Genomic DNA, 10949 nt, shown 5'->3' with positions numbered 1-10949 from the left:
CAACGATAATGATCACCGGGCGGATCTTATCTTAGCGGCATTGGTCCTGCTGGACGCGGTCGAGGACTGTGACGAGCGTCGCTCACCCTATCTCGGGAACATTCCGATACTGCGCTGGAAGCCGGACTCACCGCTCGTCATGGAGCGGTTGCTGGGTCTGCTCCTCGCCGAGTCGTTCCGGCACCGGTATTTTCCCCGCCAGGTGGCCTGGCTGTCCCGGCTGCGGCGGGTCGACCGGCCGTACTACTGCCTTTCCCGGCCGCCCGAGCCACTCACGCTGCTTGAGCTGCGCCGCCGCACCGGTTCGGTGGAGGCGGATCTGACCGTCGTCTACCCTGATCCTCCACTGGACAGCGAGGAGACGCGACTGCTGCACGAGTTCGAGCCGAGAATGCGACTGATGACACCGACAATGTTCTTCTCGGCGTGAGCGTGCTGTTCTCGACGCGGCCGGACTGTTTCCGGCGCCGGGGAACGCGTCACGGACAGCAGGCCGGCCCCGGCCCACCGGCCGGGCMACGTGAAATACCCGGGACGCGTGTCGCGCGTGTGGGGATGCCGTTCGTATGGACCGGGTGACGGACTGGTGCCCGCGCCTGCCGAAGGCCGTTCGCCTGCCGGAGACTGTCGGCCCGGTGGCGGTCGTCCCGCCATCGGGCCGGGGCCCGTCACCCCCGCCGTGGTACCGGAATGCGGTCCCGGATTATCGTGCCGGAATGCGTCCCGACCCGACTGACGACCCTTGGTGAGCGCCGCCAGGCGGTCACGGCCGCCCGTTGCCGTACACGTGCTCTGGCGTTCCGGTGGTGATGCGGAGACCCGCCAGCTCGCCGACGCCGTTTTCACGCACCTGACGGCCGACCCGTCGCAGCCGACCGCCCGTTCGCTGGGAATTCCGGTGCGTTACTGGTCGGCTGGCGGACCCGTCGACCGCCCGGACGGTCGTGGCGCGCGGTGGGCCGCCGACGTGCCGCCACCTGTCGATCTCAGCCTGGCCGAGCGTAACGTCGTCGTCCTGCTCATCGACAACGCGCTGGTGGGTGCCGGCTGGAACGACTATCTCGCGGAACTGCTGCGTGCTGTCGGCGCCGGACCCGCTAACTGGCTTCTGCCGTTCGCGCTCACCCCCAACTTCGCCCGTGTTCCCGTCGCGGTCGATGTCGACGTCGTCGACCTGCACACGCTGCCGGCACATTTTCGTGAGCAGGTCCTCCTGAACCATGTCATCCACCGGGTGTGTCGTCAGGTCGGTGCTTCTGACCCGGTCCGGGTGTTCATCAGCTATGCGTCCGCGGATGGCGGCGCCATTGCCAGGGAGGTGGCCCGGCATCTTCGGTTTGAGACCGATGTCGACGACTTCCTCGACGCGCACCACATATCCGGCGGCGACCCTTTCGCCGACGTTCTTGACGCCGCGGCCACCAGCAGCGCGCTGCTCGCGGTGAACTCGGATTCCTATGGTTCACGGCCATGGTGCCAGCGGGAGTTCCTCGGCGCGAAGCGCGCGTCCATGCCGGTGGTCGTCCTGGACGCGCTCACGGACCGGTCGGTGCGTGCCTTCCCGTATCTCGGCAACGTTCCGACCGTCCGCTGGCATCGTGACTCACGAAGGGTTCTCGACCATCTGGTGGGCGTTCTGCTGACCGAGACGCTCAGGCACCGGTATTTTCCGCTGCGGGCCGCCGAGATGTGCGGCCGGCACGGTGTCGCCCTGCCTTCGTTCCTGCTGGCCCGGCCACCCGAACTRCTGACCCTGCTCGATCTGCCACGGAATTCCGTCGGAGGTGCGGCCCCGGTCGATCTTCTATATCCTGATCCACCGCTGGGTACCGAGGAGAGCCGGGTGCTGGCGAAGCTCGATGGTTCGCTGCGGGCGGTGACACCGACGATGCTGTTCTCGACATGACCGCTGTTCTCGACATGACTTTCGACATGACGGGACCCGTGACGAGATCCGTGACGAGATCCGTGACGGGACCCGCGGTGACAGAGTGCGCGAGGAGGTTGCTGTGAGCTCGCTCGCGGACATCCGGGTGGCCGTCTCGATCTCGGACAGCCCGGATCTCGCCCGGCGGGGGCTGGGCCTACCGCACCAACGGCACGCGTTCGTGGAGATCGCACGGCATGTCCTGGCCGCCGGCGGTTCCCTCGCCTACGGCGGTGACCTGCGTGTCGGCGGGTACAGCCGGGTCCTGTTCGATCTCGTCGACACCTACGATCTGCCCGGCCGGCCCGGACCGGAGCGGGTGACCGACTACCTGGCGTGGCACCTGTTCCTCCGGTTCGGGGTGGACGAACAGGCCGAACTCGTCGATGTCGCGACGGTGGTCGGTGTGCCGCCACCGGCCGACATCAGCCCCGACGACCCGGATCTACGGGACGACCCAGGTGCCACCGGCAACGGTGGTGACGCGCTGGTGGCGCGCTGGAAGCGGGCCCGCGCGCTGACCGCCATGCGTGAGCGCATGGCCGCCGAGACCGACGCGCGGGTGATGCTCGGCGGTGCCGTCGTCGTCGGTGCGGGGCTCTATCCGGGCCTGCTGGAGGAGGCCGTGCTCACCCTGCGGGCCGGGCGGCCGCTGTTCCTGCTGGGTGGTTTCGGCGGCTGCACCGAGCGGGTCATCGAGGCCCTCACCGGCGGGCGGCCCCGTGACCTGGRGCTGGACAGTCAGCTCGCGGCTCGTCCGGGATACGCCGAGCTGGTGGCGCAGGCGGCCCGCGTCGGCACGCCTGTCGACTACGACGGCCTGCTTGAGGAGCTGCGGGCGGCCGGCCCGCGGGCGCTCGCCAACGGCCTCGACCAGGCCGAGAACGAGGCGCTGTTCACCACGGACGACACCGACGAGATGGTGGCCCTCGTGCTCTGCGGCCTGCGCCGGATCAGCGGGAACCGCGGGTAGGAACCTCGACTGGGGCAACGGTTCCCATCTACGGACGCGGAAGCCGTAGGTGACAGTCGCTGCCACGGTGACGGAACCTACCTGCGGCTTTTCCGTGCCGGAGGTCGCACACTTCTCATCGTGGGCAGACTCGACACGGAATCACCGGTGACGGCCGGGCATGGCGGCGACGACRGGCATGCGGGGGCCTCTTGCGGGGTAGCCCGTCCGAGCGCGACCGCGGACCAGAACAGGGAACGGAGCAGCGGCCAGCACAGGAACCAGGCCCTGGAGCGGGAGCAGGCCCTGGAGCGGGACCAGGAGCGAAAGCAGGGCCAGGAGCGGGACTTGAACGGGGATCGGGAGGCGCGAGCCCACCGGCCGGCGGGTGGCTGGGTGGCGCTCGTCGGCGGCGGTCCGGGGCGGCCCGATCTGATCACCGTCCGGGGCCTGGAGCTGCTGCGCCGAGCGGACGTGGTGGTGGTCGACCGGCTTGCCCCGCGGGCCCTGCTCGACGACTTACGGTCCGAGGTCGAGATCGTGGATGCCGGCAAGGCGCCGCACGGCCACAACCTCACCCAGGAGCAGATCAACCAGGTGATCGTGGAACGCGCCCGACGCGGCCTGGGAGTGGTGCGCCTCAAGGGCGGCGACCCGTTCGTCTTCGGTCGCGGCGGCGAGGAGGCGCTGGCCTGCGCGGCCGCCGGGGTGCCCTGCGAGGTCGTCCCGGGAGTGACCAGCGCGACGGCGGTGCCGGCGCTGGCCGGCATCCCGGTCACCCACCGCGGGATCACCCAGGACGTCACGATCGTGTCCGGTCATGTCGACCCGTCGCATCCGGGCTCGACGGTCGACTGGGATGCCGTGGCGACCGGCCCCGGGACGATCGTCGTCCTCATGGGCATCGGCACGCTGGAGCGAATCACCGCTGATCTGATCAAGCGCGGGCGCCCGGCGTCGACCCCGACCGCGGTGATCCGCGACGGCGGCAGCGGTGATCAACAGGTGGTCACCGGCCCGCTCGCCGACATCCCGGCCCTGGTTGCCCGGGCCGCCATCCAGCCGCCGGCCATCATCGTCATCGGAGATGTCGTCACGATAAGGAACGAGGTCGACACCTTACGACAGAAGAAGTCCTGATCCTGCGGCGGCGAGGCCCTGATCCCGTGGCCCCGCGGGGCTGTCCGGCCGGCGCCCGGTCAGGATCACCAGTCCGGCCGCCTCCCGGCCCGGACCGCCGACCAGAACCGGAGCCACGACGATGACCCAGCACCGGAGTCGACCGGCGACCGTGCTGGCTGCCGGCCCGACAACCACCTCCGAGCTGCCATCCGGGTCCCAGCCGCCTGGCTCCCAGCCGGCTGACCCCCGATCGTCCGGATCCGGACCCGGGCCCGCGGCCGGGCCATGGGCAGCCCGGCTGCGGGCGGCCCGGTCATGGTTCGCCCAGGGCCTGCGGCGATTACGCGACTGCGTGGACGCGGTCGCCGAGGCGGGCCTTGCCGTGACCGTGGCCTGGTTGCTGGGCGTGTATCTCATCGGGGACGACCTGCCGTTCTTCGCGCCGGCTGCCGCGCTGATCGTCCTCGGGGTCACCCGCGGGCAACGGCTGCGGCGGGCGCTGGACATCTGGGTCGGGGTCGCGGTGGGCGTGCTGGTCGCCGATGTGATCTCCCATGCCATCGGCCCGGCGAGCGTCTGGTCGGTGGTGGCCGTCACCGTCCTCACCCTGTCTGTGGCCGCCTTCCTCGGCGGCGGGGCGATTCTCGTGGTGCAGTCGGCGGTGTCCGCCATCTATGTCGCCGTGACCACGCCGGTGGACGGCGGTCTCGTCCCCGCCCGGTTCTTCGACGCGCTGGTCGGCGGTGCCGTCGCCATCGCGGTCAACCAGCTGCCGTTGCGGACCGACCCGCTGACCGAGCTGGCCGACGAGTCCGCGCCGGTGTTCGAGCGGTTGGCCGACGTCCTCGACAGCGTCGCGGCCGCGCTGAAAGCAGATGATCACGATGCCGCCAGGCGGGCGCTGGAGGAGGCACGCAGCATCGACTCCGCGGTCGCGGCGTTCCACGGTGCGGTCGCCGTGGCCGAGGAGACGACCCGGTTCACCATCCTGCGCAGGCGCCGGTCGCCGTCGCTGGCGGCATACGGCGAAGTCGCCACGAAGATGGACCACGCGGTGCGCAACGTGCGCGTCCTCGCCCGGTCCGCGGTCATGCTGCTGCGGCTGGGAGCTCCGGCACCGCCGGTGCTCGTCGACGCGGTCAGCCAGCTCGCCGAGGCGGTCCGCGCGCTGGGCGGATACCTGACGGCGCTGGTCGAGGAGCAGGCCGGGGTGTATCGGGGCCGCGGCGCGCGGACGCGGGCGCGCACGACAGCCCACCAGGTGACCGACGCGCGGGCCGACGCGCACCGCAGCGCCATGCGGGCCGTCCGGCTGGCCGCGCGGGCGCTGGCACCGGAACAGACGCTGCCCGCCGTGGTGATCGTGGGCCAGGTCCGTTCGGCCGCGGTGGACCTGCTGCTCGGCATGGGCCTTGACTTCGACGAGGTCATGCACGCCACGGACGAGGCACTCGGATTCTCCCCCGACAACCCATGATCGCGGCCCGCGCCGGGTACGCCGGGCGCCATCAGGCGCCATCAGGCATCTCGCGGTTCAGTCGAAACGGATCGCGGTCAGGGCGCGTGCGTCGCGACGGTCGAGCACCCGGATCGACGACCAGCCCTCGCGGTACAGCGCCGCCGGGTCCGCGTCGCGCAGCCGGGCCCACGACCGTTCGTGGCGTCGGAACGCGCGGGAACGTACGCTCCGGCCCCGGGCCCGCTGTCCCGCGAGCGCGTCCGCCGACGGTGTGTCGATCAGGATGAGATGGACGGGCCGGTGGCGTAGCCGGGCGAGTCCGGTGATGGCCCGGCGCGCCCACCGCCGCGTCCCGCACTCGTGGACGACGAGGCTCTCGCTGCGCCGGAGCGTCATCCCCGCGATCCGGGCATAGTGCGCGACGTGTACCGCGGGCCGGTAGAGCCGGTACGGCAGGCGCGGCCCGAGCCGGGCCCGTAACGCGGTCCGGATGTCGGCGGAGTCCAGTACCAGCGGCCCGGTGYCCCACGCCTGTGTCCGCGGGTCCGTGCTGCCGCCGAACACGCGCCGGATGAGCGTGCTCTTGCCGGCCCCGGGGATGCCGGCCACGATCAGCACCGTGCCGGTGGGGTAGCGCAGCGTCCAGCCCGCACAGGCCGGATCGCCGGCGGGACCGCCGGCATGCGTGGGTTCGGGCCAGTCGAGGGCGTGGGTGTCACGTTCTGTCATGCCGTGGCTGGTCATGCCATGGTCCGCCGTCCGGGCGTCGGTGCAGTTCTGGCCGGACGCGCTGGTGGGCAGCGTCACGCGGCGGCTGGGCAGCCCTGGTCCGTATCCGCCTGGAGATCCCGGCAGCCGGGACGTCATCGGTGACAGCCGGGACGTCATCAGACTGTCCGCCGGGGCCGGTTCATGGTGGCCGGAATCGGTTCGCGGCGATCAGAACGAGGTGAGCCGCAGAATTCTGTCATCGCCGTCACGTGGTGAACCACGTCCATCCGTGTTGCTGGTTGTAATCCACAGTGATCCGTCGGGAGCGGCCACGGCGGTGCGCAGGCGCCCGGCTTCGCCATCCAGCAGAGCGTAGGGTGTGCCGGCGCCCTTCCCGTCGAGGGGAACAGCCCAAAGCCGCTCGCCGCGGAGCGCGGCCACATACAGGGTATCGCCGATGATCGCGGCCCCACTCGGGGAGGACTCGGCGGGTTTCCAGGTGACGAAGGGATTGGTGAATCGGTTGCCATCGGTGTCACTCCTGCCCTCGACAAGAGGCCATCCGTAGTTGTGCCCGGCCTCGATCAGATTGACCTCGTCGTAGGTGTTCTGGCCGAACTCGGTGGCCCACAGCCGACCGGTGGAGTCCCAGGCCAGGCCCTGGACATTGCGATGGCCGAGGCTGTACACGAGCGAACGCGGGTCGGGGTTGTCGGCCGGCGCCGAACCGTCGGGACGCATCCGCAGAATCTTGCCGTTCAGGCTGGACGCGTCCTGCGCCCTGCTCCTTTCCGAAGCGTCACCCGTACCGGCGTAGAGCATGCCGTCGGGCCCGAACGCGATACGTCCACCATTGTGGACCGTGGCCTTCGCGATCCCGGTGAGAATTGGTTCGACGGYCGCGGGTGGTGTATCGCCCAACGGCAGCGGGAATCTCACGATCCGGTTGTCGGTGGCGGTGGTGTAGTAGGCGTACACGAGATGGWCGGTGACATAGCCGGGGGAGACCGCCAGGCCGAGCAGACCGCCTTCACCGGAGCCGGTCGCGACGTCAGGAATGCGCATGATCTCGGTGGGCGCGCCGCCGTTCGCCGGCACGTGCACGATGCGGCCGCTGTCGCGTTCGGCTACCAGCGCGGAACGATCGGGAAGGAACGCCAGGCCCCAGGGCGTCCGCAACCCGCTGGCAACCGTCTCCGGCCGCTGTGAACCGTTCTGACCGGAGCCGGTGGATGTGCCCGCGAGATCGTCCGCCTGGGAGGTGTCGGTCGAGCCGCAGCCGGCAAGGACGATGCCGGCCAGCCCAACAAGAGCTACAGCCATGCGGGCGAGCAGGGTGCCGCGGATGGGACCATGACCGCCCGCCGCTCGGTCGGCGCGGCCGCGCGGCCGCAGCATGCTGACAGACGGCATCTGCTCTCCTCACGGTCGACGTCCTGACGGCCGGGCCGGCGACGGTGCGTCGCATCCAGTGCGGGCTACCCGTCCAACGTTCCGCTCACGCTGTGCGTGCCTCGGTGTGCGTGCCTTGGAACGCACGGACGCCGAGCGGGGGCAGGGCAGCCCAGCTCCCGGCTCAGCCGTGGTGGGCGGCCAGCAGGGCGAGTATCAGGAGTACCGCCACAACAGCGATCAGCAGCTGCGGAGTGATCGTGAAGGATGCGTGGTGCATCGAGTCACGGGCCGACCGGCAGGACGGGCACCGAGCCTCGGCCACTGGTCCGGCGCATCGGGCGCATACCAGGTCCTCGCAGCACATGCCGTCGACCTCCCTTGCGTCCGGTTGCCCYGCATCCGGCTGCCTTGTGTCCGGCTGGCGAGCGATGGCGGCGAACAGCCGGCCGCCGCGTGCACGGCCTGTCCTGCCCCGCGCAATGTCTGCCCCGCCCAATGTCTGGCGGTCAAAGAAAGTTCCACTATCGGACGAGCGATCGACCCTGTCCACTTACCCGCTCACCGGATGCTCGTTCGCACCGGCGGTGGCAGTGCGGGCCGTGACCAGAACCTGGTCAAACTGTGACCGATTCGCGGTCGGTCGTGGCCAGGTCAGAGTCGAGCCGTAACCGGAGCGTGATCGTCCATGCCGTCGCGTGTCCCGTCGGCGCGCGCCGCGCACCAGCATGTCGACATCCAGACATGTGCGTTGGGTAACTACGGGGGGATCTTGCCTTAGTATCGATCGATGACTCAGAGTATCTATATGGATTCTCTCTGCTTAAGGGACATGCAATCATGACTTTGGGTGAAGGGACGGGCGCGATGGTGGAGTCGTCACGCCCTGGGGATCGCCTCGCCAGCGGTCGGGGAACCTGCATGCCCGAAGCCAGGAGCGGGCACGGCAGCGCATCCGCGGATCCGCGGAAGCCGGGGACATCCGCGATGGTACGTATGACATCAGTTACCAAGAGCTACCACAGCGGCACGCGGCCCGCCCTGGACGACATCAACCTCGAGATCGGCGCGGGGGAGTTCGTCTTCCTGGTCGGCCCGTCCGGCTCGGGAAAGTCCACTTTGCTGCGGCTGCTGCTGCGGGAGGAGCGGCCCACCTCCGGGGTGGTCGAGTTCGCCGGCCGTGACGTGGCGAGCATCCCCGACCGTCGGGTACCGCTGCTGCGCCGCCAGGTCGGCTGTGTCTTCCAGGACTTCCGGCTGCTTGCGGACCGGACCGCCGCGGGCAACGTCGCCTTCGCCATGGACGTCACCGGCCGTCCGCGGCACGTGGTCCGCACGGTCGTGCCCGAAGTACTCGATCTGGTCGGGCTCGCAGGCAAGGAGAACCGCTACCCCGACGAGCTTTCCGGCGGCGAGCAGCAACGGGTCGCGGTGGCCCGGGCCCTGGTCGCGCGTCCCCAGGTGCTGCTCGCCGACGAGCCCACCGGCAATCTCGACCCGGCCACCGGAGCCGGGATCATGAACCTGTTGGGAGCGATCAACCGGGTGGGAACGACAGTCGTCATGGCCACCCACAACGCCGCCCTGGTGGACACCATGCGCCGACGGGTCGTCGAGCTCGAGCACGGGACGCTCGTGCGTGACCAGGCATCCGGCGGCTACGAGCCAACCCTCTGACGCCGTGACCACCAAGCCCGGCGGGACCGGCGAACCTGGTAAGCCCGACAGGCCAGGCGGGCCAGGCGGGCCAGACGGGTCGGGCGGGTCGGGCGGGTCGGGCAGGAGGAACAGGACTGACAGCGTGGGCGGGCCCGGTGGGTTCTGGAGGCTCCGGCTTCCCAGGCCGCCGGCCGGCGGCAACGAGGACATGACCGGGATGCGTGCCGGGGCGCTGCTCGCAATCGGCGTCACCAGCCTGCGGCGTAACCTGGCGACGTCCGTCGCGGTGATCGTCGCCGTGACCATCTGCCTGACCCTGCTCGGCGCCGGGCTGCTGCTGCGGGCCCAGGTCCACACCGTCGACGGCTTCCTGCTGGACCGCATCCAGGTCGTCATCGACCTCGACGACGGCATCTCCGGTGCCGAACGCGACACCCTCGCGGCCGACCTGCGTGCCGACCCCCTGGTGCAGAACGTCCGCTACGAGGACAAGGCGCAGGCGTTCGCGCGTTTCAGACACGACTTCCGCAACTCGCCCGACATCGTCAGCGGGGTGAGCGCGGCCGACCTGCCCGCCTCGTTCCGTCTCACGCTCGCCGACCCGCGCCGAGCCGGCGAGATCATCACCTATTACACCGGACGGGACGGGGTCGACCGGGTCCGTGATCAGCGTGCTCTGCTCGCTCCGCTCTACCGGATCCTGGACGCCTGCACCATCGGGGCGTTCGCGCTCGCCGCCGTCCAGGCGCTGGCCGCGTTCGCGCTGATCTACACGATGATCCGGGTTTCCGCGCACGGCCGGCGGCGGGAAACCGCGATCATGCGCCTGGTGGGGGCGACGAACGGGACGATCCGGGCCCCGTTCGTGCTGGAGAGCGCCGTCGCCGGGATGGCCGGCGGCCTGTTCGCCGCGGCCGCGCTGATCGCGGGCAAGATCTACCTCGTGGACCACCGGTTCGCCCGCCAGACCGCGTTCCCGCTTTTCGGCTGGGAGGCGGTGTGGGCTGTCGCGGTCGGCGTCCTGCTGATCGGCACCGGGGCGTCCGCGGCGATGGCTTTTGTCGCGCTGCGCCGCCACCTGCACGTTTAGGTAGCGGGCTGGAAGGCTGGCCGACCCTCAAGGGGCCGCCGGACGGCCGGCGGCGGCGTGATCGCTGTGCTTCCGCGTGGCCGGTCGGCGGCGGCGTAACCTCGGTGGAACCTGGTAGGAAAGAATGAGGTACCCCGAACGTGGCCAAGGAGACCGGCCGGAAGCTGGTTGCGCAGAACCGGCGTGCCCGGCACGACTACACCATCCTCGACACCATCGAGGCCGGGATCGTGTTGCAGGGCACCGAGGTGAAGTCGCTGCGCGCGGGCCGGGCATCCCTGGTGGATGCCTTCGCGCAGATCAGCGACGGGGAGGCGTGGCTGCACGGCGTGCACATCCCCGAGTACACCGAGGGCACGTGGACGAACCATGCCCCGCGGCGGCGTCGCAAGCTGCTGCTGCACCGCGACGAGATCTCCAAGCTGGTCGGCAAGACCCGGGAGGGCGGCCTCACCCTCGTCCCGCTGGCCCTGTACTTCAAGGACGGCCGGGCCAAGGTGGAGATCGCGCTGGCCCGGGGCCGCAAGACCTACGACAAGCGCCAGGCGCTCGCCGAACGGGACGCGTCACGCGAGGTCTCCCGGGTCCTGGGACGGCGGGCCAAGGGCCGCGACGACTGAATCCTCGCCGGATCCCC

General features: G+C 70.4%; 10 protein-coding genes and 1 pseudogene. 8 read left to right on the top strand and 3 right to left on the bottom strand.

Annotation, left to right across the window (positions count from 1 at the left end; all coding sequences use genetic code 11):
* The 5 genes and pseudogenes from BL254_RS27265 to BL254_RS17800 all read left to right on the top strand — a co-directional run.
* Positions 1-430: pseudogene (locus BL254_RS27265) on the top strand (hypothetical protein); the annotation flags it as partial.
* A gap of 315 nt (positions 431-745) precedes the next feature.
* The gene (locus BL254_RS17815) at positions 746-1906 is read left to right on the top strand and encodes a TIR domain-containing protein (RefSeq protein WP_157180432.1); all 1161 of its coding nucleotides are present in this window, start codon (positions 746-748) and stop codon (positions 1904-1906) included.
* 103 nt (positions 1907-2009) lie between these two features.
* Positions 2010-2900 carry a hypothetical protein gene (locus BL254_RS17810; protein ID WP_076844142.1) on the top strand — a complete coding sequence of 297 codons (891 nt, stop codon included), beginning with the start codon at positions 2010-2012 and terminating at the stop codon, positions 2898-2900.
* A gap of 327 nt (positions 2901-3227) precedes the next feature.
* Positions 3228-4019 (top strand): uroporphyrinogen-III C-methyltransferase, encoded by a 792-nt coding sequence (gene cobA / locus BL254_RS17805; RefSeq protein WP_047222583.1) that lies wholly within the window; start codon positions 3228-3230, stop codon positions 4017-4019.
* Positions 4020-4140: 121 nt separating this feature from the next.
* Positions 4141-5478 carry an aromatic acid exporter family protein gene (locus tag BL254_RS17800; protein WP_083731169.1) on the top strand — a complete coding sequence of 446 codons (1338 nt, stop codon included), beginning with the start codon at positions 4141-4143 and terminating at the stop codon, positions 5476-5478.
* Positions 5479-5535: 57 nt separating this feature from the next.
* Here BL254_RS17800 and BL254_RS17795 read toward each other — a convergent pair whose 3' ends face one another.
* From BL254_RS17795 to BL254_RS17785, 3 genes are all read right to left on the bottom strand, one after another.
* Positions 5536-6348, bottom strand: a complete 813-nt coding sequence (locus BL254_RS17795) for an AAA family ATPase (protein ID WP_254858258.1) — start codon at positions 6346-6348, stop codon at positions 5536-5538.
* A gap of 51 nt (positions 6349-6399) precedes the next feature.
* Positions 6400-7584, bottom strand: coding sequence for a sorbosone dehydrogenase family protein (locus BL254_RS17790; RefSeq protein ID WP_076844140.1), 1185 nt, complete (start codon positions 7582-7584; stop codon positions 6400-6402).
* Between the two features lie 163 nt (positions 7585-7747).
* The gene (locus tag BL254_RS17785; protein ID WP_047222525.1) at positions 7748-7930 is read right to left on the bottom strand and encodes a hypothetical protein; all 183 of its coding nucleotides are present in this window, start codon (positions 7928-7930) and stop codon (positions 7748-7750) included.
* Between the two features lie 620 nt (positions 7931-8550).
* On the opposite strand from BL254_RS17785, the gene ftsE reads away from it, so the two are divergent.
* The 3 genes from ftsE (at position 8551) to smpB (ending at position 10932) form a co-directional block, all read left to right on the top strand.
* Complete coding sequence (ftsE, locus tag BL254_RS17780) at positions 8551-9240, top strand: cell division ATP-binding protein FtsE (protein WP_047222526.1); 690 nt, start codon at positions 8551-8553, stop codon at positions 9238-9240.
* A gap of 199 nt (positions 9241-9439) precedes the next feature.
* Positions 9440-10312, top strand: a complete 873-nt coding sequence (gene ftsX / locus BL254_RS17775; RefSeq protein ID WP_047222585.1) for a permease-like cell division protein FtsX — start codon at positions 9440-9442, stop codon at positions 10310-10312.
* Between the two features lie 140 nt (positions 10313-10452).
* Positions 10453-10932, top strand: a complete 480-nt coding sequence (gene smpB / locus BL254_RS17770) for an SsrA-binding protein SmpB (protein WP_047222527.1) — start codon at positions 10453-10455, stop codon at positions 10930-10932.
* The last annotated feature ends 17 nt before the right edge of the window (positions 10933-10949 follow it).

This window comes from Protofrankia sp. BMG5.30 (assembly GCF_001983005.1).
GTDB lineage: Bacteria > Actinomycetota > Actinomycetes > Frankiales > Frankiaceae > Protofrankia > Protofrankia coriariae.
Note: the sequence above shows the minus strand (reverse complement) of the source record. Positions and strands in the feature narration are given on the sequence as shown.

Bases quoted from the DNA above. Each gene is read 5' to 3' on its own strand.
- BL254_RS17800 (WP_083731169.1), top strand. From the start codon at position 4,141: ATGACCCAGCACCGGAGTCGACCGGCGACCGTGCTGGCTGCCGGCCCG.
- ftsE (WP_047222526.1), top strand. From the start codon at position 8,551: ATGGTACGTATGACATCAGTTACCAAGAGCTACCACAGCGGCACGCGG.
- ftsX (WP_047222585.1), top strand. From the start codon at position 9,440: ATGCGTGCCGGGGCGCTGCTCGCAATCGGCGTCACCAGCCTGCGGCGT.
- BL254_RS17785 (WP_047222525.1), bottom strand. From the start codon at position 7,930: ATGTGCTGCGAGGACCTGGTATGCGCCCGATGCGCCGGACCAGTGGCC.